Below are 23,321 nucleotides of genomic sequence, written 5' to 3' on the forward strand. Positions count from 1 at the left end.
GCACGCTCGAACAGGGCACGTCGTGCGGGCGCATGTCTCGCAGCACGGCGCGGCGTTGCCAAACCGGCAGCTGGCGTCAGAAGACCTCGGGCAGAAGCGCGTCCGGGACGTTCTGATAGCAGACCGGTCGCAGGAAGCGTCGGATCGATAGGGTGCCGACGGAGGTTGCGCCGAAGTTCGTCGAGGCCGGGAAGGGCCCGCCGTGGACCATACTGTCAGCGACCTCGACACCGGTGGGAAAGCCATTGACGAGCACGCGCCCGGCCTTGCGTTCGAGAACCGGCATCAGCGATTGGGCAAGCGGCGTGTCGCCATCATCCATGTGGAGTGTGCAGGTCAGCTGGCCGTGCAGCGCCTGCGCGATCTCGGTCATCTCATCGGCGGTCTCGGCGGTGACGACGATGCCAAGGGGGCCAAAGACCTCTTCCTGTAGCTCGGGAGTGGCGCGCCACTCCCTGGCGGAGACGCGGAAGAGGTAGGGCTTGGCTTCCCGTCCGGCGCAGGCCGCGCCCAGCAGCTCGGTCACGCCGTCCGCACCCGCGACCCGCGCCGTGCCGCTTCGGTAAGCCTCGGCGATGCCGTCGGTCAGCATGGTTTGTGCCGCAGCCTCCCGGAGGGCGGCTTCCGCGGCCTCGATGAAGGCGTCCGATCCGGGCAGCACAACCGCGATGCCGGGGTTGGTGCAAAACTGCCCCGCTCCCATGGTCAGCGAGCCCGCCCAGCCCGTGCCGATCTCTCCGCCCCGCGCCTTGACTGCTTCGGGCAGAAGGAACATCGGGTTGACCGAGCCCAGCTCACCAAAGAACGGGATGGGCTCCGGCCGGGCTGCGCAGAGATCGAACAGCGCCCGTCCGCCGGCCAGCGACCCCGTGAAGCCCACCGCGCGGATCATCGGGTGCTGAACGAGGGCCGTGCCCACGTCGCGTTTGCCGCCCTGGATCAGGCCGAAGACGCCCGCGGGCATCTTGCAGTTTGCGATGGCCGCATGGACCGCTTCGGCCACAATCTCGCCTGTGCCGGGGTGAGCGGAATGCCCCTTGACCACCACCGGGCAGCCCGCAGCGAGCGCCGCTGCCGTGTCTCCGCCTGCGGTCGAGAAGGCCAGTGGGAAGTTCGACGCGCCGAACACGGCCACAGGGCCGATGGGCCGCTGCAGCATCTTTAGATCCGGGCGTGGCAAGGGACTGCGATTCGGCAGGGCCGGATCATGGCGCCGGTCAAGATAGTCGCCCTTCCGGATATGATCGGCAAACAGCCTCAGCTGCCCGGTGGTCCGTGCCCGCTCTCCTTGCAGGCGGGCTTGGGGCAGCCCGGATTCCTGTGTTCCGATCTCTGTGATGGCCTCTTCCCGCGCATCGATCTCGTCGGCGATGGTGTCAAGGAAGTCCGCCCGCGCCTCGCGTGAGGTGTAGCCGTAGGACAAAAGGGCCTCTTCCGCCGCTGCACAGGCCCGATCGACAAGCTCCGGCGTGCCGACGCAAAACGCATGCGCCGGACCATGTGCCGGCGCGGAGGTGAAGGTCTGGTCGCTGTCGACCCAGTGACCTGCGATCAGGTGCTTGCCGTGGGGAGTGAAGCTCATCTTTGGCATCCGTCCATTCAGTGTTTCAGGAAGTCTCGGGTTTCAGCATGGTGCTGACGAAATCATCGCCGTGCCCCGCTCGGGCGAGCGCGCTCAAGCGGTCGGCCAGAACAGCGGCGAGCGGTGCCCGCGAGGGCGCGGATTGAGCAAGCAGCGCTTCGGCATAGCGCAGATCCTTGGCGGCGTTTGCGATGGTGAACTTGGCGCCGGCATAGTTGCCCTCGAGCGCCGGGCCCACGGCGTTCTGAAGCGTGCCGGACCGTGCTGCCCCCGTCATCATCACGTCGTAAAGCGCTTGCGGGTCGACCCCGATTTTGGCGGCACATTGGTAGGCGTCGCTGAGAAGGATCATCGTGCCTTGGGTCACGAGGTTGTTGAGCAGCTTTGCGGCATGCCCGCTGCCGGGCGCGCCGAAGCGACGGATGGTTTTCGAATAGGTCCCGACGATGGCTTCGATGGCCGGACAGTGCTGTTCCACGCAGCCGACAAGTGAGGCGAGGGTCCCGGCTTCGGCTTGAGGGGGCCCGCCGGTGACCGGGGCATCGGCGAAAATAGCGTCACGCTCGCCCAGGCGTTCGGCCAGTTGCACGCTGGTGCCAGGGCGGGACGTTGTGGTGTCGATCCAGATTTGACCGGCACGAAAGCTCGGGACCAGCGCGTCGGCGAGGATTTCCACCACATCGGCATTGGGCAGACAGGTCAACAGAACGTCGCACCGATCCAGCAGGGCAGTGCCATCGGGCGCTTCCTGCGCGCCCCGGTCGAGCAGCGCATCGACCGGGGCGCGGTTGCGATGCGCCACGACATGCACCGGATGGCCTGCCGCCAGAAGCCGGTGCGCCATGCCCGCGCCCATCAGTCCGACCCCGATCACCCCAATCGCGGATTTGCTCATGCAGCGGCCTCGTTTCTGGCGGTGTGTGCCATGCGCACGAGCAAGTCGAAGGCCTGACGCGTTGCGCCTACATTGGCGATGCCCTGGCCTGCGATGTCGAAGGCCGTGCCATGCGCCGGAGTAGCAACCGGGATAGGCAGCCCGCCGGCCACGGTCACGCCCCGCTCGAAGCCCATCAGCTTGATCGCGATCTGACCCTGGTCGTGATACATGGTCACCACCGCGTCGACCTCGCCGCGCTTGGCCTTCAGAAAGACGGTGTCCGAGGGCCAGGGGCCGGTCACATTCATCTGCCGCGCCTGGCAGGCTTTGACAGCCGGTTCGATCACGTCGATCTCCTCGCGTCCGAATTTGCCGTTGTCGCCCGCATGAGGGTTGAGGGCGGCCACCGCCACATGGGGCCGCGCCTTGCCTGCGCGCGCGAGGGTCGCATGCGCCAACTCGATCGCACGCTCGATGCCGGGGCCGTCGATGTTCTGCGCCACCTCCTTCAGGCCGATATGGCTGGTCACGCGGGTGGTCATCAACTCGTCGAGCACATTGATTTCCGAATGATACCCGGTGAAGCCCAGATAGCGCGCCATGTACCGGTGCTCATCTTCGGCATCGAGGCCTGCGGCGGTCATCGCGGCCTTGTTGAAGGGAGCAAAGAGCACGCCATCCACATGCCCCGCCTGGGCCAGATCGAGCGCCTTGTCGAGACAGCGAAGTGACGTGGTGCCGCCGGCGACGGTCACTTCGGCGATGCGCACGTCGTCCGCATCAACGGTAGCGAGGTCGAGATGCAGAAGGCCTGTGAAACCGGGGACTTCCGCCTCATCGATCGTCGTCAGCGCGATCTCCAGCCCCGCCTGCGCCGCTCCGCGCTGCCATAGATGCGCGTCGCCCACGAGCAGGATGTCCGCGGCCTCGCGCACGCCGTCCTCGGCGAGGAGTTTGGCGATCAACTCCGGCCCGATCCCCGACGGATCTCCCGGAACGATTGCAAGTCTCGGACGCATCTTTCAGGCTCCTTCCTGTTCGGTCGCCTCGGCCATGGCGGCGGCGATATTGGTCTCCGCGGTGCGCAGGTGCTGGGTGAGCGCGCGCCGCGCCGCGGAGACATCGCGTGCCTTGAGCGCCTCGACAATCTCCAGATGCTCGCGGCGCGTGGCCTCTCGACCGGCCAAGCGCTGTGAGGACAGAAAGCGCACGCGCCAGAGCCGCGCGTTATAGCTGGCATGGGTTTCGCGCAGCGCAGCATTGCCCGAGGCGGCGACAATGGCTTCGTGAAACGTCATGTCCCGGCGGAAGGCCTCCAATTGCCCGTCCGCATCGCGTGCTTCCTTGATCGAGGCGTTGATGCGCGCGATCTCGTCAAGTTCTGCATCGGTCGCGGCGCCACAGGCCAGCTCGCCCGCCAGCGCCTCAAGGGCGCCTTGCACGCGCAGCCAATCGTTGATTTCCCGAAGAGACGGATCGGCGACAAAGGGCCGCCGGGTGGGCCCGTAGACAATGAGCCCTTCGCTTTCAAGAATGCGCAGCGCTTCTTTCAGGGGCGTCCTGCTGATGCCGAAGGCGCTGGCCAGATCGCGTTCGCGCACGGGCATGCCGGGCGCGAGCTTGCCGAGCATGATGAACTCGCGCAGATTGTCAGCGGCCTCGGAGGCGAGCGAGCGGCGCGGCTTCAGCTCGACGAATTCGCGCAACTCATTGGTCCAGATTTCATCAGCCATTTACGTACCCCACCGCAAGACGAGAGGATCGAGAGGCCTCAGCAGGTCGATCAGCCGAGAGCGGATCGCCGGGTGCAAGGGCGGGATCGGGTGGCGACAGAATTCGGATTTGATCACGCCACCCTCGACCATCGCTGCCTTGCAGGACTGCCAGCCGCATTGTCGGTTTTCGTGGTTGATGGCCATGGCCACCCGCCCGTAGGCCTCGGTTGCACCCGCCACATCGCCTGCAAGATGCCTGGTGATCACCGGTTTGATCTGATCGACGATCATGCCGCTGGTCATGGACCCCGTTGCGCCCGCATCGAGATCGGCGAGCAGCGTGATGCCCTCTTCCCCGTCGAAGGGGGCCTCAATGGCATCGCCACCCTGTTCGATCAGCGCGCGGATCTTGTTGGCGGCACGTGGGCATTCGATCTTGAAGAGCTTCACCGCCTCGATCTCGCGTGCCATGCGCACCAGCAGCGGCACGGGCAGATCGACGCCCGAGAGCGGCGCGTCCTGGACCATGATCGGGATGCCGACCTCGCCCACGGCGGCGAATTGCTCGAAGCTCTGCTCAGGCGTGCCCTTCAGCAGCGCGCCGTGGTAGGGCGGCATCATCATCACGATATCCGCGCCCAGGTCCTTGGCAAAGCGGGCGCGTTCCACCGCGATCTGGGTGGCATAGTGGCTGATGGTGACGATCAGCGGCACACGGCCGGCCACATGCTCGACGCTCAACCGGGCGAGCGCGTCGCGCTCGGCGTCCGAGATCAGGAACTGCTCGGAGAAATTGGCCAGCACGCAGATCCCATCTGCGCCCTGGTCGATCAAACAATCGAGCACGCGCCTCATGCCGTCCAGATCAAGCGTTCCATCATCATGGAACGGGGTCGGGGCGACGGGCCAAATGCCGGAGTATTGGGTCATTCTATGATCTCGAAATGCTTCAGGTGTTTGTCGCTAATGGTGATGCCCAGACCCGGCGTGTCGTCATCCAGTTGCAGATATCCGCCAGAGGCCTCGGCATCGCCCTCAAAGATGTAATAGAACAGCTCGTTCCCGACCTCGACATCGAAGACCGGAAAATACTCGCTGATCGGGCAATTCGTGTTCGCCATGGTCAGGTGATAGTTGTGCATCTGCCCTGCATGGGGGATGACCGGAATCTGCGCGGCCTCGGCGATCGCGTTGATCTTCTGCGCCGCGGTGATACCGCCCACCCGGTTGGTGTCATATTGCAGGACGCTCACCGCCTTGCGCTGGATGAGCTCATTGCAGCCCATCACGCTGAACTCATGCTCTCCGCCGGAAATCGGCACAATGCCCATGGCGTTCAGCTCGGCATAGCCTGCCACATCATCGGCGATCACGGGCTCTTCCAGCCACCGCGGCTCGAACTTTGCAAGCTTGGGCAGCATGCGCTTGGCGTAATCGAGGGTCCAGCCCATGTAGCATTCGAGCATGAGATCAACATCGTAGCCCAGCACCTCGCGCAGTGCCTCGACGCGCTTGAGATTCTCGCGCATGCCCGCCATGCCATCCTTCGGGCCAAAGCCGAAGCGGGACTTGAAAGCGGTGTAGCCGTGGCGCGCAGCCTCTTCGGCCTCGCGCTGCATCGCCTCGATGCTGTCGGCGTAAAGCTTGGAGTAATAGACCGGGATCTTCTCTTTCGTGCGCCCACCCAACAGCCTAAACACCGGCTTGCCCACCAGCTTGCCCATCAGGTCCCAGATCGCGATGTCGATGGCAGAGATTGCTGTCATGCCGATGCCCTTGCGCCCCCAGGCATGCGTGCGGCGGTACATCTTTTCCCAGATATAGGCGTAGTCGAACGGGTCTTCGCCGACCACCAAGGGCGCGTACCAGTCGTCAATCGCCTGCTTCACGACCGTGGGCGCAAGCGCGGCGTTGCCGATGCCGGTCGTGCCGTCCTCGGTCTCCACTTCGCAGGTCAGCCACTGGTGAAATCGGAAGGAGGCCATGGCATCGCCCTTCATCCAGAGCGCGTCCGAGGCGTTGGTGCAGAAATTCCCCTGCGGCGGGACGGTGGGGCCTGTCCAGCTCCAGACACGGGTGCGAACGGATTTGATTGGGCTCACGGCTTATTCTCCCATGGACACCATCGGATCACGTCGCTTCAACCGGCCCCAGAGGAGCGGGCCGAATAGGGCGAGGATGGTCAGTACAAAAAACAACAGGGTCAGCGGGCGGGTGAACATCAGCCACCACTGATCGTCCAGCATGATCAGCGACTGGCCGAGGCGCTTCTCCAGCATGCCGCCGAGGATCAGACCGATGGCCAGCGGCACGACCGAATAGCCAAAGCGGCGCATGAAGTATCCGATCACACCCGAGGCCAGCGCGATGAAGACGTCCAGCATGGACTGATCCAGCGCATAGGCGCCGACAATCGAGAAGGTGAAGACGATCGGCCAGAGGATCTGCACCGGCACGAAGGTCACGCGCGCGAAGAGCTTGGCACCGAAGAGGCCGACGAAGATGAACATCACATTCACCAGCAGCATGGCCCAAAAGATCGCATAGGCGAACTCGGCCTGTTCGGTGAACATCGTGGGCCCAGGCTGCAACCCATGCACCATGAGGCCCGCGAGGATCACCGCTGCCGTGGGGCTGCCGGGTATACCAAGCGCCAGCGTCGGCACCATCGCCCCTCCGGTGGCGGAGTTGTTCGCAGCCTCGGATCCGGCGATACCCTCGACGGAGCCCTTGCCGAATTCCTGCGGTTTCTTCGACCAACGGCGCGCCTCGTTGTAACCGATCATCGAGGCGACCGTGGCGCCTTCGGCGGGCAGGATGCCGATAAACGTCCCGATGCCCGAGCTGCGCAGAATGGTCTTCCAGACCCGGCGGTAGTCTTCTCGGCTGGGCAGCTTGATCGCCTTCATGACGACCTGCTTGCGCTCTACGTTCAGCCGTTCCGCCTGCACCAGCAGTTCCGAGATGCCGAAGATGCCGATCATGACCGGCACGAAGCCGATGCCTTCCGAGAGTTCGTTGAACCCGAAGGTGAAGCGCTCCACGGTGGTCAGCAGGTCTTTCCCGACGGTCGCCAGCAAAACCCCCAGCGCGCCTGCGATGATGTTCTTGAGCGGTGTACCATCGCCGATGGTGGCCAGCATCGAGATGCCGAAGACCGTAAGGGCGAAGTACTCTGGCGGCGCGAAGTTGTAGGCCATGCGCGCCATCAGCGGGGCGGCCAGCATCAGGCACACCACCGAGATGATCCCGCCAATGGTCGAAGACACCGTCGCCATGCCGAGCGCACGCCCGGCCTCGCCGCGCTGCGCGAGCGGAAAGCCGTCAAGGCAGGTGGTCGCGCTCGCCGAGGTGCCGGGCGTGTTGATCAGGATGGCCGTGATCGCACCGGCAAAGGTGGCAGCACAATAGATCGTGGTGAGGATGGCGATGGCCGGGATCGGGTCCATCGTGATGGTGAAGGGCAGGAGCAAGGCGGCACCGGTGGTGGCGTTCAGTCCCGGCAACGCGCCGATGATCACGCCGCCCAGCGTGGCCGCAAAGAGCAGGATAAGCAGGTTGGGCTCCAGCAGCGCGGTCAGTCCCAGAAACAACGCGTCCATCAGATCACCCGTACCAGAGGTTGGTCAGCAGACCGCGCGGAAAGCGGATCTTGAAGACCTGGTCGAAGAGCAGAAAGATCAGCAGCGGGCTGACCAGCGAGACGAGGCCGAGACCCCAGAGGCGGCGCTCGCCCCAGGCCCAGGCCAGCGCGACGGCAAAGACGCCGAGGCCCAGAAAGAGATCGACCTGCGCGACCAGAGCGAAGACCACGAACAGCCCCATGCTGGTCCAGACGTTCGGGGCAACCGGTTCATGCTCGATCGGCTGGTCGAAGATCATCACGAGGACCGACAGCGCCATGATCAGCAGCAAGACCATCTGCGGGAAATCTGCAGGCTGCATGCCCCGCAACAGGATCGGCGGGACCCGATCGAACTGCGTGCTGAACCAGAAAGCGACCAGGCAGAAGACGATTATTCCAGACGGAACGGCATAACGGATCATCGCCACAACCTCCTTGGAGCGGGCAGAGCGGTTGGTCCGCGGCAATGAGCACCGCGGACCGATCTGACGGCGGGCCTACTCGATGAAGCCCAGCTCACGCAGGGCCGCATCCATGTCGGCCTGCATGGAGGTCAGCTGATTGCCCCAGACCTCCGCGCCAGCGACGGACGTTTCGTCAAGGCCAACGGACGTCAGAAACCCTTGATACACAGTGTGGTTCATGGCGTTGAGCAGCGCTTCCTCGATCTTGGCCGCAACCTCATCCGGGGTGTCCTTGTGCACCACGAAGCCGCGGACCGTGGAGAAGTTGGCATCGATGCCAAGCTCCTGTGCGGTGGAGACATCGGGCAGGCCGCTCATGCGCTCGGGCGCCAGAACGACGATGGGGCAGATGTCGCCCGCCTCGATCTGCGAGCCAGCCTCGGCGAGGTTCAGCACGGCCACATCCACCGCACCTGCCACCAGCTGAGTGGCAAGCTCGCCGCCACCCTCGAAGGGCACGATCTTGGGCGTGGCCAACTCGCCGCGGCGCGCGAACATGAAGGCCGAGACGTCATCGATCCCACCGAGATGCGTGGTGCCATATGTCAGCGGCTCGCTCTTCTGTGCATCGACAAAGGCCTGGGCGCTGTCATAGACGCCACAGCGCGTCATGAGGATCTGCGGGTCATCCGTACCGCGCGCAATCGGGCGGATATCGTCGAGTGTCATATCCGTCTTGCCGAGCGCGACGGTGGCCGAGTGGCCGATCGTGAAGGTCAGGATGCTGTGCCCATCGGCGGGTTGCGTGATGTAGTAATCCATAGCGGACGCGCCACCACCACCGCGCTTGTTTACGACGACCATATCGGTGCCAAGCTCGCGGCGTGCTCTGATCATCATCATCCGCGTCGTCACGTCGGTGCCGCCCCCATTGCCGGCATGCGTGACCACCTCGATGGTCCGCGCCGGGAACTCCTCGGCGACGATTTCACTCCCGATGACCGCAGCGGCCGCCGCCAGAACGAATAGTTTTTTCATTGCATCCTCCCATGCGTTGGCGCGCAAGCCGCGCCCTGCGACTCCGTCTAGCATGGCATTCAATATTTTGGAATACCAAATTTGCAGAGATGATCCGGCACGGTGCCAAACATGTCGAAATGCTGATTGCGCCGGTCGGTCCGGCAGCGTTTTCTTGCCAGCCGGTCAATGCCGTTTGACGACGACACGCTGTTGGGCTACTCCCGATCTCACCAGGGGCGCTGAAAAGCTGAGATGTACCCTTTGAACCTGAACCAGATAATGCTGGCGGAGGGAGGTCACAGTCGCTGAACAACGGCCAGCAGACAGGGGCTCTTTTTCGCCAGACGAGAAAGAGACCGCATGGCCCGACAAGATCTCCTGACCCCGTTGCGCGCCGAGACGCCTTTGGTCCAGTGCATTACCAACTATGTCGCGATGAATGTCGCGGCCAATGTGGTGCTGGCTTCAGGGGCGTCGCCGGCGATGCTGCACGCAGCGGAGGAAACCGCCGAGTTCACGCCGATCTGCGGCGCGCTCACGATCAATATCGGTACCCTCTCTCCGCCGTGGGCCAAGAGCATGTTGCTCGCCGCCGAAACGGCAAAGGCGCACAACATCCCTTGGGTGCTGGACCCGGTGGCGCATTTCGTGAGCGGATACCGCAGAGAGGTCGCCCAGAACCTCCTCGCCTTGCGTCCGACGATCCTGCGTGGAAACGCCTCGGAAATCCTGGCGCTTGGTGGTGAGGCCGGGTCAGGCAAAGGGGCAGACAGCGGCGATCCGGTCGAGGCGGCGGAAGGCGCCGCGCAATCCCTGGCGCAGAACTATGGCTCTGTCGTCGTTGTCACCGGACCGGTTGATTTCGTCACCGATGGAGCGCAATCGCTGCGGCTGAGCGGCGGGTCCGAGATCATGCCGATGGTCACGGCACTGGGCTGTTCGCTGACAGCCTTGATGGGGGCCTACGCCGCGGTCGGCCCTGCGTTTGATGCGGCGTGGAGCGCCGCGGCGCACTTCAAGGTCGCAGGCAGCGCTGCTGCCGAGAAGGCGCAAGGCCCGGGCAGTTTCCAGACGCATTTTCTGGATGCGCTGGCGATGACGAAGCCGGGTGATCTCGGGGCCGTGGTGCGCGCATGACACCTCTGCGTCAGTCTCTCCGCCTCTATCTCGTGACCGATCCGCATCTTTGCTGCGGGGTCGGCGTGATCGAAACCGTGCGCCAGGCGGTGGCGGGCGGGGTGAGCATGGTGCAGCTGCGCGACAAGGACGCGCGCCGGGAAGACCGCGTGGCATTGGCCCTCGCACTCAAGGAGGTGCTTCAGGGCAGCGGCGTGCCATTGCTCATCAACGATGACGTCGAGGCAGCGGTCGCGGCAGATGCAGACGGCGCCCATATCGGGCAGGACGACATGACGCCCGCGCGGGCTCGCGCGCGGCTTGGGCCCGGCAAGATCCTCGGATTGTCTTGCGAAACTGAACTGGCGGTCCGCGCGGTGCCGCCGGGTGTGGTGGACTACCTCGGGCTCGGCCCGGTGTTCGGCACCCGAACAAAGACGGATCACAAGGCGCCGATCGGTTTTGACGGCTTGGCGCAGCTGGTTGCCCTGTCACCTGTTCCCGCCGTGGCAATCGGCGGGTTGAAGGCCGACCACCAAAAGGCGGTCCGCGACAGCGGCGCCGATGGGTTGGCCGCCGTTTCTGCCATCTGCGGCCAGCCCGATGTCCGCGCCGCCGCCCGCGCCTTTTCCCGATAGGAGAGCGATCATGATACCCAACGTGCTGAGCATCGCCGGGTCCGACCCCTCAGGTGGGGCGGGCATCCAGGCCGATCTCAAGGCGATCTCGGCCAATGGCGCCTTTGCTATGGCAGCAATCACCGCGCTGACCGCGCAGAATACACAAGGCGTACAGGGCATTCACCTCGTACCGCCGGCCTTCGTTCAAGCCCAGATCGAAGCGATCTTCGAAGACATACGCGTCGATGCGGTCAAGATCGGCATGATCGCGACGGCCGAAATTGCCGAGACCGTCGCCCTGTGCTTGCAGGGCTGCGATGCGCCGATTGTGCTGGACCCGGTGATGATCGCAAAAGGCGGCGCGCCGCTGTTGCAGCCTGATGCCGTGGCCGTGGTGCGGGACAGGCTGCTGCCACTGGCCACGCTCGTGACCCCCAACCTTCCCGAGGCGGCGCACCTTTTGGGCACTCAGACCGCCACAACCCGAGCTAAGATGGAGGCGCAAGGCCGCGCGCTTGTCGAACGCGGCTGCCACGCTGTCCTGATGAAGGGCGGGCATCTGACAGAAGGCGCGAGTCCGGATTGCCTGGTGACGCAGGACGACCTGCGGTGGTTCGAAAGCAAAAGGACCGACACCCGAAATACGCATGGGACAGGCTGCACGGTGTCGGCTGCGCTTGCCGCGCAACTGGCGGCGGGTCGGGACATCTCTACCGCCGTCGCGGCGGCCAAGGCCTACATCGCACAGGCTATTGCGCATGCCGATGCGCTGACGGTCGGGTCCGGCCATGGACCCACGCATCATTTTGCCGCCACCTGCGCCCCTATTCAGGACATCTCATCATGACAGCAAATCTCTCCGCCGTCGTCTTTTCGTTCTGCACCGGCCCGCTGTGGGCACAGGACCAGATGACGCTGCTGCTGGACTGGTTCGACAACCCAGACCACGGGCCGGCGATCATAGCGCAGGAAAGGGGGTACGTCGCCATTCTCGATCTTGAGGCCGAGATCATCGCACCCGCTGATCCGTCGCCGCACCTGCGGCTGGTCGCGGCGGATCGGGCGGACCTCGCGGTCTCCCAACAGCCGGCGCTGCGTCTGCAGATCCTCGAAGGCCTGCCTCGGAAACGCATCGGCACGCTGACCGCCACACCCCTGAAGTGTCTACTGGTCGTCGAGGACGGCCCCATAGAAACACCAGCTGATCTGTGCGGCCGCAGGATCGGCGTTTCGGCGGGCGGCGTGGAAGAGGCGGTGCTTGGCCGGCTGCGCGAGACCCACGGCGTCCGCACGGATGAGGTCGAACGGATCAACGTGAACGTCTCGCTCTCGCCCGCACTCATGTCCGGTCAGGTTGATCGGGTGATCGGCGCCTGTTGCAACGTCGAGCTGAACCAGATGGACATCGAAGATGTGCCGGGTCGGTGCTTCTATGTCGAGGAAGAGGGGCTGCCGGCCTACGACGGGTTGATCTATATGGCCAATCCGCTGACGATGGATCCGGACAGGCTCCGCCGCTTTCTCGCCGCGACAGAACGCGCCATCCAGGACATCATCAGTCATTCGCAAGACAGTGGGGAGATTTTCGCCCGCTTGGCGCCCGAGATGCGGGATGACTTGAACCGCCGTGCGTGCGGCGACACGAGCCCGCGCCTTGCCTTGTGTCCTGCCGCGATGGGCGCGGGCCGCTCCGCGCGTTTCGAGGTCATTCTGCGCGAAGCGGGCCTGATCCCCGACTCAAACCCGGTGTCCGACATTGCCATCGATGTGACGGCCCCATGAGCGGTCTAGAGTACGGCAGCACCTTTGCGCTCTGGCGCGACGGAAGCCAGGCCGAATGGCGGGCCTTTGTGCATCACCCCTTTGTCGAGGGTCTGTCCGACGGGACCTTGCCGCGCGCCGCCTTCCTTCACTATCTTGTGCAGGACTACGTGTTTCTTGTTCACTTCTCGCGGGCCTGGTCGCTTGGCGTCGTGAAGGCTGAAACGCTGGACGAGATGAAGGTCTGCGCCGGCACGGTGGACGCGCTGGTCAACCACGAGATGGCGCTGCACGTCGAGACCTGTGCCGCAGAGGGGATTGGCGAGGCCGCGCTCTTCGAGGCGCCTGAAGCCTTCGAGACCCTGGCCTACACGCGATATGTCATGGATGCGGGCCTGCAGGGCGATTTTCTCGATCTGATGGCGGCGCTCGCGCCCTGCTGTTTCGGGTACGGCGAGATCGGCGCGCGCTTGGCGCGGGAGGCTCCGACCGACGCGCCCTATCGCACTTGGATCGATACCTACAACGGCGCAGCATATCAGGACGCGATGATCCGGGTCGGCGAGATGATCGATGCAGCCCTCGCCCGGCGGCTGGGGCCGGAGCCCGCACACGCCCCGCGCTGGCCCTATCTGCAACAGCGCTTTGCCACGGCGACGCGGCTGGAGACAGCCTTCTGGGACATGGGGCTGCGCGGCGGTTGAGCGGCGACGCCCCGGGCCTTCAGGTTCGGGGTGGCTCGTTGTTGGACGGCGCGGCCGTGTTCGAACCTCTCGGGCTCACGCTGCGGGGAGGAGACGGGACCCGTCTTCTGGGACGCCCGGGTGTCGGCAAGACCACCCTGCGGTGCCTGATCGCCGGCCTGAATTGTGCCGGTGCAGGCCAGGGCATCGGATGGCCACCCGGTCGACCGGCGCGCGGCCTTCATGGTGCAGTCGGATCTCCGACTGCCTTGGCTGAGCGTGTTGGAGAAAACACTGTCCTCAGTGCGCGGATGCGCGGGGAGGTGCCGGATCTGGTCCGCGCGCGGGATCTGCTCCGCAGGGTTCGCCTTTGCGATCATATGACCCGATAGTGCGCGCAGCGCTGGTCTCTTCCCGTGGCGGGTCCGCTGCGCGACGTCTCCGCTCTCCATGTCGTGGCCTGCCAGTCCGACGTGTTGGACTGTGCTATGGCCCTGGAAGGATCCGTCTTCGCTGCGCGTTCGGGGCCGCAGCGATCAGTCTTCTGCTGTGGCAGGCCATGGTCTGGGTGACCGGTGTTCCACATTTCCTTCTGCCGTCGCCTGTAGTTGTGGCCTCTGCCATGTCGCAAAACCGGCTTTTGCTGCTTGAGCATGCGGGTATCACGCTGACTGAGGTCACGCTTAGGGGGGTAAGCCTCGGTGCGCTCACTGCCGTAGCGCTTGCATTTTGGCCTGTCTGCAGCGGCTGATGATCCCGTTTCTGGTGCTGACGCAGGCTATGCCCGTCTTCGCCCTGGCCCCAATCCTGACGCTCTGGTTCGGGTAGGGCATCCCTTCAAAAGTGGTGGTGGCTGCGCTGATCATCCTCTTTCCGGTCGTCCGGGCGTTCCAAGACGGTCTGATGCGCGTGCCGAGGGGCATGCTCGATCTGGCCCGACCGATGGGGAGCATCGAGGCGCCGGATTGTGTGGCGGATCCGGGTGCCGCACGCCATGCCATCACTTGGAACGGGCTGAAACGTACGGCGTCCATGCGCCCATTGGCCCGGTGATTGGTGAGTGGGTCGCAGCATCGCGCGGATTTGGCTATTTGATGCCGCTGGCCAATGGTCGCGCCAAGGCGTACCTGATGTTCGCCGGCCTGATCGTGCTGGCGCTCCGGACCATCGCGCTGCATGCTGTCGTGCCAGAGTGGTCGAGATATCTTGAGGACAGATGACCGCAGCCCTGCTGCGGCAGTGGTCATGCCGGTAACGGTCCGGCTCTTCTGTTGACGCGCCGGTTCGAAGCTAAAGTGCGCCCATTGCGACGCTGAGGGCAGGTTCGAGCGGCCCTCTCCCGGCTCGGTCGGCCATACGCAGATTTGAGGGAAACGCGGCCCGGCGATCTGATATGTGTCACAGCAACGCCGCACGTGAGATCACCCGAGCGTGGCCAGGTATTGCTCGGCCATCTGGTTGCGCAAGTCTGCCAACTCGCCACTGTCTTCCAGCGGTTTCAGGACAGCATCGATGACCGGAACGATGTCCTTTTTCGATACATGGACATCGTGATAGAGGGGCTGTGTGTTCAGCACGGGCTCAAGCGCCTCGATACTGTCCATATTCAGCGTACGGAGCGCGGCAAGCCCGTCCATACCGCTCGAGACGGCAACGTCTGCGCGCCCGGCATCGACCATCTTGAAAGGAGAGGTCGTCTTGTTCACCTCTTCGACCCTCGGCGCGCCTTGCGTGATCGCGCGCGTATGCAGGATGCCGCGCACAATCACGTTCGAATACTGCTTCAGATCGTCCTGCTGCGTGACTTTGACACCAGAGCCTTTCTTGGCAAAGGCCACTGTGGTCAGCGTGGTCAAGGGGGCCGGAACCCGGATCAGGCAGCGCACATTCTCCCCCAGCGCGAATACGCGGACCACCTCGCCGTCCTCCTGCCCGGCAGAGGCGAGTTGCAGGGCCTGCTTGCCCGCCTCATGTCCGGCGACCAAGAATTTCATCTGATGTATGAAGGAGACTCCTGGCAGCCCGCGTGGGACCGTGCCCTTGCTGATCTGGAGAGCGAGACTGCCGCTTCAGCGACGATGGTGTCGGGCTCGCTCTTGGTTTCCCGGACGGCCCTCTACCACGTGGATGGGACACAAATCGGTACTCTGTTCACCGGGTTTTCCACCGAGGCCATCCAGCAGTCGATCCGAGACACCAACTTGATGGCTGGGGGCCTCGGAATAATGGCATTACTGGGCTTCGCGACCATATCCTATTTCATCGCGCTCTCGGTGACGCAGCCGCTCAAACGTTTTGTCGACAACATCAACCAACTGCAAAACGGCGAGACGGACATCGACGAAGCACCGTCGCACCGCGCAGATGAAATCGGTCTCCTGGGTAAGGCCTTGCTCGCGTTTCGAGACGCGACGGTCGAAACCAAACGGCTTGAGCGTGAGACCGCTGAGCGCGACAAGGCCGAACAAGCTGCGGAGTTACACCGCCTCAAGGAGCAGCGCGAGCGCGACCAACTTGAACAGAAGCGCGCCAAAGAACTGGAAGAGACCGCAGCGGCCATCGACGAGTTGGCGAGTTCGGCCAGATCGGCTGCTGAAGGGGCGGATCAGGCTGCCGATATGTCGACCAATGCGCAAACGGGTGTGGAGGTCGCAAAGCAGGGGGTCAGCGCCATGGAACTCATGCAGAATTCCTCGAATGAGATTTCAAAGATCACATCTGTCATCGATGATATCGCGTTCCAGACCAATCTTCTTGCGCTGAATGCTGGTGTCGAAGCCGCACGCGCGGGCGGGGCCGGTCGGGGGGGGTGCCGTGGTCGCGACTGAGGTCCGAACGCTCGCTCAAGGGTCGTCCGAGGCCGCGCGGGAGATCAGCACACTGATCTCGACATCCGTGAACCAGGTGAATGAAGGCGTCCAACTCGTCGACCAGACTGGCCCGGCGCTTGAAAAAATCCGGCAAGCCGTTGAGCAGATATCATCCCGGATTTCAACGATCGCGGCATCTGCGAAGGAGCAGTCTTCTGCTCTGGGCGAGATCAATACGGCCGTGAACAGCTTGGACGGCGTCACCCAGCAGAACGCGGCCATGTTTGAAGAAACCACCGCAGCAAGCCACGCGTTGACATCCGACGCAGAGGCGCCTGCAAAGACGGTATCTCATTTCAAACTGGACAACATCCATCACGCCTCGCCTTCGAAAGAGCCCAGAAAACCGTCCGTAGCAGGTGCCATCCGGAAAGCACCGAGAGCGCCATCCCTGGCGGGCAACGTCGCTTTGAAAACGGAAGACGCGGCACCGCAACAAGGGGGTTGGGAAGACTTCTAGGTGTCGCTGTCTGGCGAAACTTGCTACCGACTGCCAAAGGGTCTCGTGCCTGCACCGCGGACATATCCGCCTGTTGGCAGGCACCAATATCGCCTCCGTGGGGCCGAAAATCCTTTGTAGTGAGACAGCTTGAGATACGCGTACGGGCTCCGTGCCGATCGGGTGCTTCGGAATAGCAGGGCGCAGATGTAGCGCAATCGGTCCGGCCGGATCGCCCTTTCTTCAACGTCGGCATCCGTTTCGTAAGGTGCGGGACGTCAAGCGCCTTATTGATCCAGAACCCGACGACCGAAAGTCAAGACATAGCCATTACCAAACACATCGACCTGCAGGGTTTGGTTGACGGTGAAGACCGTGCACGCACGCTCGAAACTCGACGGGACTTTGAGCGGTCCGGTATTTGGACCCAGGAGATCTGAAGGCCATTTCCAGGCTTGTGTGCTCGTTCCAATAACCAAACGTATCGGACCGCTCAGAGACTGCGTTGAAGGCAACGTTCGGGAGATGATCCCCGAGTGCGCAACCTGCGCCACCAAAAGCTTGTCACAGCTCCGATTGCCAGCGATACATCGAGCACGTCAGCAAATTTGCGTTTGGGGTGAGTAGTGTGTCTGCGGCGGTGATGCTGCTGTTGTTGGCGTTGATCATCAGCGCGATTTTTTTCTCCCGGCACGCGAGCGTCAGGTTCGGTTTGTCGATGCTGTCGTGGTTTGAGAACTTACGCAATTGGTGAGTGGATCCATCAACGTGCGACGGACGCTGCCCCGGCCATACCATGATCAACGTCTTTGTCGGAAAGATCGCTCGAACGGGCATTGGCCACTGCAGACCCGCTGGCCTTTTCTTCTCTGTTCGGGCGGAAATCACGACACGTCGCACTTTTCCCGGCTGTGCTGTCCGTGAGCGCAATGGCAGCGTCACAGGGCCGCGCCAAGCTCGCTGTTTCAATCCTTTGGCATACTCAACCGTCGCGGTCATCTCCATCTGTCGGGCCTCATCTGGCATCGGACAGACCACGCGGCGCAGCCGTTCAGCACCGAGATAAGTGGCGGAGCACCTTCCGTGCCCGGCTGGCGTTTGTCTTTCGTCGAAAGATGATCGGCTTGGCAACGTGAAATCGGCCGGAGCGCAGCCCGTTGCTGATCATCGCTGCCCATGTCTTTGCGCCGCCGCCGGTCACACTACTGCGGAGGTCGCTGGCCGTTATGGATACCCCGAAGGTCAGGAGCATCTTTTGGTCACCGCTCAGGGGCCGTGGCGGTCCCCGGAGACGCCTCGTCTTTCGATGAATGAAAAGCCAAGCGGCGCCGCATCTATTGGCCAGACCGCACAGCCTTCAGGCTCCGGCGGCGGTCAGAAGCCGGTGCGCGCCCACATCTGGTTCGACATGCGGGCACAGGCTGAGCCAGCAAGGGGGGGCGTCCCGCTGCGCCGCTTCATCGGTGCAGACCCCCAACGGGTGCGCGCGCGGCACTGCGTTTCCCCAGGAGTTGATCACGAGCGCTTTTCGCGGCGTTCTCGGGGGGCTGGTTCAAATTTGGTCAAGGTGCGGATCCGGCGACACCCGCGGTCTTTGCCTTCTCGCGTTCCGCATAGGCGTGAAAGTCGGGATAGGGCATTGGTTTTCCAAAGAAGTAACCCTGCGCCTCGGCGAAATGGTGCTCCCGGAGGAAATCGAGGTGTTCCTGGGTTTCTACACCTTCGCACAACAGCGTCATGCCCAGCCCCCGGCACAGGTCTCCGACTGCGGTCAGGATCGGTTCCGCGGCCGGGTCCGACCCCAGGCTGAGCGTGAAGGATTTGTCGACCTTCAGCTTGTCGATGGGCAGGCGCGACAGGTACCCCAATGACGAGTAGCCGGTTCCGAAGTCGTCCAGCGCCCAGGAAACGCCGCGAAACTGGATATCCCGCATTTTTTCGACGAGATCCTCTGTCCCGTCGAACAACACCGTCTCTGTCAGCTCAAGACAAAGACGCGAGGGGGCAAATCCGGTGTCATGCAGCACGCGGCTGAGGTCATCGACAAAACCGTTGCCCATCATTTGAAGGCCCGAGACATTCACCGCGACGCTGAGCGGGGTTGGCAGGCTCTGCGTATCGCGGACGGATCTCTCCAGCACCCAGGCGCCCAGTTCGTTGATGAACCCCGTCGATTCGGCGATCTCGATGAATTCATCCGGGAAGATCTGCCCCAAGGTGCCCGATTTCCACCGCAGAAGCGATTCCGATCCGATCAACGCAAGGTCGCTCAGGCGATGCTGGGGCTGATACCAGACCTCGAACTCCTCGCGATCCAAGGCGCGGCCCATGGCCCGTTCGATCTCTCTGGAGCGGAACTGCTTTTTCGAGAGCGTCGGGTTGTAGGGCCGAGGGCACCCGGTACCGGAAAGCCGCGCCGCGTCGAGCGCTTCTTCGGCCTGAGACAAGGCCTCGGCGGCCCCAAGCTCTGCAGCGGGATCTACCATGGCATACCCCATCCGGACGCCAACACGGGCGTTGGCACTCTCCAACTCGTAGGGGCGTTCAATGATCTCGCACAAGCGCTGCGCCAACTGCGCGGCCTCCTCCTCTTGTGCCGGGAATTCCGTAAAGCAGGCGAACGTATCGCCGCCCAACCGCGCGGTTGCCGAGATGTTCAGTTCCGCCTCTTCGAAGCGCTTGATGACATGCTGCAACAGCGCATCTCCGACGTCGCGCCCCAAGACAACGTTGACCGTCTTGAATCGGCTCAGGTTGAAGACGAAAATGGCAAAAGGCTCGCCGGCGGAGGCGCGCAGGCTGATGAAGTCCATGAAGACGCCGCGCCTGAGCGCGCCGGTGAGGGCGTCATAGCTCGACAGATAGGCGATTTCGCGTTCCTGCTCCTTTACTTTGGTGACGTCCCGCATCGACAGGGTCGCAATTTGCGACACCTGTTCCTTCCCCTTTTCAAACGAGATCGTTTGAGAGGGGGTCACGGTGTATTCCAGATGCAGCGGTGTGGCGCTGCCGAAGACCTCGAATGTTCGAACAGACCTTTGACCGCCGGTCTGCATGGCCTCCAGCGCCTCTTTCCTCAGCCGATCCGGCAGCCGCAGTTGCTCGGCCTGATCGGTTCCGAACATTCGCACGGCCGAGTCGCTGTGCATCTGGATCGTGCCGGCTTCATCCACAATGACGATGGCGTCGAAACTGTCGTCAAATACCTGCCGCAAGAGCGCCGAGGTGTTCGCCACCTGCTGCCGCTGGCGGTTGATGATCCATCCGCTGAGCTTCAGCTTCCACAGCAGCGACCAACTGCAAAAGACGAGCAGGCTGGGATAGAGCGCAGCGGTCGGCACGACCATCGCCCGCTGCGCGAAGACCCCGAATGCGGCGGCCTCAGTCGCCAGCAGCACGAGGCCGGCGCTCAAAATCAAGGCCGGCGGCCTTTGGAAGAGCCGTGTTTGCAAAATCAGAAGCACCAGGAGCAGCGCCAGCAGCAGCCATTCCACTGCGAATGTCGCGGGAATGATGCCCGCCGACATGGTTTCGGCCGCCAGAACGTGCACCAGCGGACCGGGGATGATCCCGTGCACCGGTACGGCGAAGAGATCGCCCAATTCGATGGCCGAGGCGCCAACGACCACGGATCGTCCGGCAATCTGGTCTGGGTCAAACTGCCCGGATGCAACATCTGACGCTGAGAGGATCGGAACGCTGTCGGGCAGGAACGAGAAGTTGATCGGAAAGCTTCCTGGGGTTTCTGAGAACCTGCCGGTGAGCAAGGCGGCCGCCGACGGGATGTAGTCTCCGTCGATGACGTCGCCGTAGGGGTAGAAACGCACCGTGCCTTGTCTGTCGCTGAAGACGTTCACCAAGGCGGGCCAGCTTCGCTCGGCAAAGAGGTCGAGCGGCCAGTTCGTGATCTGTTCGCCGTCCGCGGTCCGGCCGACTTGCCGGAAGACCGGCAGATAGGCGCTGCCTGACCGATCCAACGCCGCGGCGAAGGCACTGTCACCCGCCGCATCCGAGGAGAAGGCGAAATCGATATCGAAGAAGACATCAAGGGCGCCGGCCTCGGTCAGGTTGTCGAGAATGTCCGCGTGCACCTGGCGTGACCACGGCCACATGCCAACAGCGCGGATGGAGTCAGCGTCGATCGCAACAAAGACGAAATTGCCCGATACGGGCCGTTCTGCGTGATCCGATCGAATATCTTCGAGCCGATCGTTCCATTCACGCAGAAAGCCGCCGCGGTCCGCCAAAAAGGCCGCGGCGACAATCAGATGCGCTATGAGGACATGGCGCAGGAGATCGGCATAGCGGGTCAGTCTTGGCCTCCATTGCCGCCGCCGTTGCCGCCGCCGTTGCCGCCACCGTTGCCGCCGCCGTTGCCGCCGCCGTTGCCGCCGCCGTTGCCGCCGCCGTTGCCGCCACCGTTGCCGCCGCCGTTGCCGCCGCCGTTGCCGCCACCGTTGCCGCCGCCGTTGCCGCCACCGTTGCCGCCGCCGTTGCCGCCTCCGTTTCCGTTGCCGTTCCCGTTGTTGCCGTTCCCGTTTCCGCCGCCGTTCCCGTTTCCGTTCCCGTTGTTTCCGTTGCCGTTTCCGACGCCGTTGCCGTTGTTCCCGGCCCCGTTGCCAACGCCATTGCCGAGGCCACGACCATTGTTTCGATTGCCGGTCGCCGCCGACAAGCCAAAGGCGTTGCCATTTGCGAGCCCGGTCGCGCTGGCGTTCCGTGCGCCAGCCGCGGCTGCCGGGCGGGGTGCTTCGCGCAGCTCGAGACTGAAGGTATTGGGCGAGCCGGGAACGCTGCTGGTCACCTCTGCAGCCCCGACGCTGAGCGAACGACCATCTGAGACAGCCTCGCGCCCTGCACTCACGTCAACACTGCGACCATCGCTGCGGACCTCGACCAGGCCTTTGTCAACGCGGACGGAGGCCGAATTTTCATCGGTTGTCACCTCGAGAACTGTACCCTTGACGACAGCTGCGAGATGCGGCGTGACGACATTCGTGCGTTTCCTTTGCTTTGTCACCACGGAGAGAAAGACCGAGCCACGCTGATGCGTGACTTGTGTCGTCTGCCCTGTGGGTTGCGAGACGGACACGGCAGCGAGGGTGTTGGCGCGATAGACGATCCGCTCGGCACCACGCGCAAGGATCGCGCGACCGCGGGCACCCGTCTTGATCCAGGTACCGCTTGTCAACTCCGTCCCGTCTTTGGCGCGGCTCCAGGTCTTGCCGTCAACGGAGACCCGCACATTCCCATCTGCACGCTGAAGCTGCCACCCTTCGGCCGCCACGGCGATGCTGCCGCCGAGCAGAAGAATGATCGTGCACAAAACCCTCAAGAACATGTCTCACCTCTCCAAAAAAAAGCGACCTCTCTTTGGGCGCTAAATCTAAACAAAGTCTGAATCCGGCCTTGGTTTCGGGCGGAATGGTTAACGGTTCGAGCGCCGAATTCCGGGCAGCTGTGGTGAGCGTGAGACCTGAACGGTGGCCCGCGATTCGGCTGCGGAAGGCGTTCTCCTTCGCGACGCATTACATTGATCCCGCGCGGTTGTCCTCAAGCGCTGGTCTCGAAGCTGACAGGACTACGCTCCGTATTACGCATTGGGAAATAATGAGAAATATTTTATTGTACAAATGTATAAATTAAAATAAGCTTGAGAGAGTTCAGCGTTGCGGGAGGACAGCGTGATACCAGAATTCTCGGTCGAATGCCTGCTGACCTGCGCCAACCATCTTGGAGAGGGCCCGGTCTGGGACGTGCAGACGCAATGCCTCTACTGGGTCGACAGCACGGGCAGACGCGTCGGCAATCACGCGATCTGGCGCCTGGACCCGGCCTCGGGCGATGTCGACAGCTGGCCGCTTGATCGGGACGTGGGCGCGATGGCGCTGCGCGAGAACGGCACAGCCATTTTGGCGCTCGATGACGGGTTCTACGGCTTTGATTTTGAGAGTGGCGCGACCGATCTCATCGCAAAGGTGTCCGATGATCCCTCGCGCGCACGGTTGAATGACGGCAAATGCGACCGCGCCGGCCGGTTTTTCGCCGGCGGCATGGACGACAAGGAAGAGCTGGGCATTTGCGGGCTGTGGCGGCTCGATCCGGATCTGAGCCTGACCCGTGTCGAGGAGGGCATCATCTGCTCGAACGGGCCGTGCTGGAGCCCGGATGATCGTATGTTCTACTTTGCCGACACGTTTCAGAACGAAATCTGGGCCTACGACTATGATTTGAGCACGGGAGACCTGTCGAACCGCCGCGTCTTTGCGTCCACCTCCGAAGACACGGGCTTTGCCGATGGATCGACCGTCGATGCGGAGGGCTACTTGTGGAACGCACAGGTCATATCCGGCGATCTGATCCGCTATGCCCCCGACGGGACCGTGGAGCGCAGAATTTCGATGCCGGTGCGCAACATCACCTCGGTGATGTTCGGCGGGCCGGATCTGATGGATATCTATGTCACATCGATGGCGCGGGTCAGCCACCCCGCGACTCACGACAACTTTTCAGTGGAGACCAAGCCGCAGTTCGCGGCGGGCGGGCTCTTTCGGATCCGCGGTCTCGGCATTCAGGGTTTGCCGGAAACCAGATTTGCCGGCTGAGGGA

22 protein-coding genes and 1 riboswitch are annotated in these 23,321 nt (G+C 63.3%); of the genes, 9 read left to right on the plus strand and 13 right to left on the minus strand.

Annotated features, from left to right (window positions below; translation table 11 throughout):
- Positions 1-76 precede the first annotated feature (76 nt).
- The 9 genes from MUB52_RS10435 to MUB52_RS10475 all read right to left on the minus strand — a co-directional run bounded on the left by MUB52_RS10435 (position 77) and on the right by MUB52_RS10475 (position 9,241).
- Entirely contained in the window at positions 77-1,582 is a 1,506-nt protein-coding gene (locus MUB52_RS10435) for an aldehyde dehydrogenase (NADP(+)) (protein ID WP_263844156.1), read from the minus strand.
- A 25-nt stretch (positions 1,583-1,607) separates the two neighbouring features.
- Entirely contained in the window at positions 1,608-2,477 is an 870-nt protein-coding gene (locus MUB52_RS10440; protein ID WP_263844157.1) for an NAD(P)-dependent oxidoreductase, read from the minus strand.
- Positions 2,474-3,478, minus strand: a complete 1,005-nt coding sequence (locus tag MUB52_RS10445) for a 4-hydroxythreonine-4-phosphate dehydrogenase PdxA (RefSeq protein WP_263844158.1) — start codon at positions 3,476-3,478, stop codon at positions 2,474-2,476. Before MUB52_RS10445 ends, MUB52_RS10440 begins: the two co-directional genes overlap by 4 nt.
- Positions 3,479-3,481: 3 nt before the next feature.
- Positions 3,482-4,192 (minus strand): GntR family transcriptional regulator, encoded by a 711-nt coding sequence (locus tag MUB52_RS10450; protein WP_263844159.1) that lies wholly within the window; start codon positions 4,190-4,192, stop codon positions 3,482-3,484.
- Positions 4,193-5,104, minus strand: coding sequence for a dihydrodipicolinate synthase family protein (locus tag MUB52_RS10455; RefSeq protein ID WP_263844160.1), 912 nt, complete (start codon positions 5,102-5,104; stop codon positions 4,193-4,195). It lies immediately after the preceding gene.
- Positions 5,101-6,276 (minus strand): L-rhamnonate dehydratase, encoded by a 1,176-nt coding sequence (locus MUB52_RS10460; protein ID WP_263844161.1) that lies wholly within the window; start codon positions 6,274-6,276, stop codon positions 5,101-5,103. The genes MUB52_RS10455 and MUB52_RS10460 overlap by 4 nt, the downstream gene beginning before the upstream one ends.
- Positions 6,277-6,279: 3 nt before the next feature.
- Positions 6,280-7,776: a tripartite tricarboxylate transporter permease gene (locus tag MUB52_RS10465; RefSeq protein WP_263844162.1), complete on the minus strand. Its 1,497-nt coding sequence runs from the start codon at positions 7,774-7,776 to the stop codon at positions 6,280-6,282.
- Between the two features lie 4 nt (positions 7,777-7,780).
- On the minus strand, positions 7,781-8,221 hold the full coding sequence (locus tag MUB52_RS10470; RefSeq protein ID WP_263844163.1) for a tripartite tricarboxylate transporter TctB family protein: 441 nt from the start codon (positions 8,219-8,221) through the stop codon (positions 7,781-7,783).
- Positions 8,222-8,296: 75 nt separating this feature from the next.
- Positions 8,297-9,241, minus strand: a complete 945-nt coding sequence (locus MUB52_RS10475) for a Bug family tripartite tricarboxylate transporter substrate binding protein (RefSeq protein ID WP_263844164.1) — start codon at positions 9,239-9,241, stop codon at positions 8,297-8,299.
- Positions 9,242-9,445: 204 nt separating this feature from the next.
- A riboswitch (TPP riboswitch) is annotated at positions 9,446-9,534 on the plus strand.
- 49 nt (positions 9,535-9,583) lie between these two features.
- Here MUB52_RS10475 and thiM point away from each other — a divergent pair.
- The 6 genes from thiM to MUB52_RS23995 all read left to right on the plus strand — a co-directional run bounded on the left by thiM (position 9,584) and on the right by MUB52_RS23995 (position 14,456).
- Positions 9,584-10,360, plus strand: coding sequence for a hydroxyethylthiazole kinase (thiM, locus tag MUB52_RS10480; RefSeq protein WP_263844165.1), 777 nt, complete (start codon positions 9,584-9,586; stop codon positions 10,358-10,360).
- The gene (gene thiE / locus MUB52_RS10485) at positions 10,357-10,977 is read left to right on the plus strand and encodes a thiamine phosphate synthase (protein WP_263844166.1); all 621 of its coding nucleotides are present in this window, start codon (positions 10,357-10,359) and stop codon (positions 10,975-10,977) included. Before thiM ends, thiE begins: the two co-directional genes overlap by 4 nt.
- A 10-nt stretch (positions 10,978-10,987) precedes the next feature.
- A complete protein-coding gene (thiD, locus tag MUB52_RS10490) occupies positions 10,988-11,806 on the plus strand; it encodes a bifunctional hydroxymethylpyrimidine kinase/phosphomethylpyrimidine kinase (RefSeq protein ID WP_318527419.1) in 819 nt (272 codons plus the stop codon).
- Positions 11,803-12,741 (plus strand): ABC transporter substrate-binding protein, encoded by a 939-nt coding sequence (locus tag MUB52_RS10495; protein WP_263844167.1) that lies wholly within the window; start codon positions 11,803-11,805, stop codon positions 12,739-12,741. Before thiD ends, MUB52_RS10495 begins: the two co-directional genes overlap by 4 nt.
- Positions 12,738-13,424 carry a thiaminase II gene (gene tenA, locus MUB52_RS10500; RefSeq protein ID WP_263844168.1) on the plus strand — a complete coding sequence of 229 codons (687 nt, stop codon included), beginning with the start codon at positions 12,738-12,740 and terminating at the stop codon, positions 13,422-13,424. Before MUB52_RS10495 ends, tenA begins: the two co-directional genes overlap by 4 nt.
- Positions 13,425-14,252: 828 nt before the next feature.
- Positions 14,253-14,456: a hypothetical protein gene (locus MUB52_RS23995; RefSeq protein ID WP_318527420.1), complete on the plus strand. Its 204-nt coding sequence runs from the start codon at positions 14,253-14,255 to the stop codon at positions 14,454-14,456.
- A 368-nt stretch (positions 14,457-14,824) separates the two neighbouring features.
- Here MUB52_RS23995 and MUB52_RS10510 read toward each other — a convergent pair whose 3' ends face one another.
- Positions 14,825-15,397: a type 2 periplasmic-binding domain-containing protein gene (locus tag MUB52_RS10510; protein ID WP_263844169.1), complete on the minus strand. Its 573-nt coding sequence runs from the start codon at positions 15,395-15,397 to the stop codon at positions 14,825-14,827.
- Between MUB52_RS10510 and MUB52_RS10515 the strand changes: the two genes are divergently transcribed.
- Positions 15,374-16,231: a methyl-accepting chemotaxis protein gene (locus MUB52_RS10515; protein ID WP_263844170.1), complete on the plus strand. Its 858-nt coding sequence runs from the start codon at positions 15,374-15,376 to the stop codon at positions 16,229-16,231. The genes MUB52_RS10510 and MUB52_RS10515 overlap by 24 nt on opposite strands.
- Complete coding sequence (locus MUB52_RS10520) at positions 16,218-16,733, plus strand: methyl-accepting chemotaxis protein (RefSeq protein WP_263844171.1); 516 nt, start codon at positions 16,218-16,220, stop codon at positions 16,731-16,733. Before MUB52_RS10515 ends, MUB52_RS10520 begins: the two co-directional genes overlap by 14 nt.
- A 543-nt stretch (positions 16,734-17,276) precedes the next feature.
- Here the strand turns inward: MUB52_RS10520 and MUB52_RS10525 are convergent.
- From MUB52_RS10525 to MUB52_RS10535, 3 genes are all read right to left on the minus strand, one after another.
- Complete coding sequence (locus MUB52_RS10525) at positions 17,277-17,717, minus strand: hypothetical protein (RefSeq protein WP_263844172.1); 441 nt, start codon at positions 17,715-17,717, stop codon at positions 17,277-17,279.
- A 557-nt stretch (positions 17,718-18,274) separates the two neighbouring features.
- Complete coding sequence (locus tag MUB52_RS10530; RefSeq protein WP_263844173.1) at positions 18,275-20,959, minus strand: EAL domain-containing protein; 2,685 nt, start codon at positions 20,957-20,959, stop codon at positions 18,275-18,277.
- 62 nt (positions 20,960-21,021) lie between these two features.
- A complete protein-coding gene (locus tag MUB52_RS10535) occupies positions 21,022-22,053 on the minus strand; it encodes a FecR domain-containing protein (protein WP_263844174.1) in 1,032 nt (343 codons plus the stop codon).
- A gap of 343 nt (positions 22,054-22,396) precedes the next feature.
- Between MUB52_RS10535 and MUB52_RS10540 the strand changes: the two genes are divergently transcribed.
- Positions 22,397-23,317 (plus strand): SMP-30/gluconolactonase/LRE family protein, encoded by a 921-nt coding sequence (locus MUB52_RS10540; RefSeq protein ID WP_263844175.1) that lies wholly within the window; start codon positions 22,397-22,399, stop codon positions 23,315-23,317.
- The last annotated feature ends 4 nt before the right edge of the window (positions 23,318-23,321 follow it).

It is taken from the genome of Roseobacter sinensis (assembly GCF_025755255.1).
Lineage (GTDB): Bacteria > Pseudomonadota > Alphaproteobacteria > Rhodobacterales > Rhodobacteraceae > Roseobacter > Roseobacter sinensis.

Excerpts from the sequence above, each read along its gene's own strand:
- MUB52_RS10435 (WP_263844156.1), bottom strand. The coding sequence starts at position 1,582 with ATGAGCTTCACTCCCCACGGCAAGCACCTGATCGCAGGTCACTGGGTC.
- MUB52_RS10440 (WP_263844157.1), bottom strand. The coding sequence starts at position 2,477 with ATGAGCAAATCCGCGATTGGGGTGATCGGGGTCGGACTGATGGGCGCG.
- MUB52_RS10445 (WP_263844158.1), bottom strand. The coding sequence starts at position 3,478 with ATGCGTCCGAGACTTGCAATCGTTCCGGGAGATCCGTCGGGGATCGGG.
- MUB52_RS10450 (WP_263844159.1), bottom strand. The coding sequence starts at position 4,192 with ATGGCTGATGAAATCTGGACCAATGAGTTGCGCGAATTCGTCGAGCTG.
- MUB52_RS10455 (WP_263844160.1), bottom strand. The coding sequence starts at position 5,104 with ATGACCCAATACTCCGGCATTTGGCCCGTCGCCCCGACCCCGTTCCAT.
- MUB52_RS10465 (WP_263844162.1), bottom strand. The coding sequence starts at position 7,776 with ATGGACGCGTTGTTTCTGGGACTGACCGCGCTGCTGGAGCCCAACCTG.
- MUB52_RS10470 (WP_263844163.1), bottom strand. The coding sequence starts at position 8,221 with ATGATCCGTTATGCCGTTCCGTCTGGAATAATCGTCTTCTGCCTGGTC.
- MUB52_RS10475 (WP_263844164.1), bottom strand. The coding sequence starts at position 9,241 with ATGAAAAAACTATTCGTTCTGGCGGCGGCCGCTGCGGTCATCGGGAGT.
- thiM (WP_263844165.1), top strand. The coding sequence starts at position 9,584 with ATGGCCCGACAAGATCTCCTGACCCCGTTGCGCGCCGAGACGCCTTTG.
- thiE (WP_263844166.1), top strand. The coding sequence starts at position 10,357 with ATGACACCTCTGCGTCAGTCTCTCCGCCTCTATCTCGTGACCGATCCG.
- thiD (WP_318527419.1), top strand. The coding sequence starts at position 10,988 with ATGATACCCAACGTGCTGAGCATCGCCGGGTCCGACCCCTCAGGTGGG.
- MUB52_RS10495 (WP_263844167.1), top strand. The coding sequence starts at position 11,803 with ATGACAGCAAATCTCTCCGCCGTCGTCTTTTCGTTCTGCACCGGCCCG.
- tenA (WP_263844168.1), top strand. The coding sequence starts at position 12,738 with ATGAGCGGTCTAGAGTACGGCAGCACCTTTGCGCTCTGGCGCGACGGA.
- MUB52_RS10515 (WP_263844170.1), top strand. The coding sequence starts at position 15,374 with ATGTCCGGCGACCAAGAATTTCATCTGATGTATGAAGGAGACTCCTGG.
- MUB52_RS10510 (WP_263844169.1), bottom strand. The coding sequence starts at position 15,397 with ATGAAATTCTTGGTCGCCGGACATGAGGCGGGCAAGCAGGCCCTGCAA.
- MUB52_RS10525 (WP_263844172.1), bottom strand. The coding sequence starts at position 17,717 with ATGGAGATGACCGCGACGGTTGAGTATGCCAAAGGATTGAAACAGCGA.
- MUB52_RS10535 (WP_263844174.1), bottom strand. The coding sequence starts at position 22,053 with ATGTTCTTGAGGGTTTTGTGCACGATCATTCTTCTGCTCGGCGGCAGC.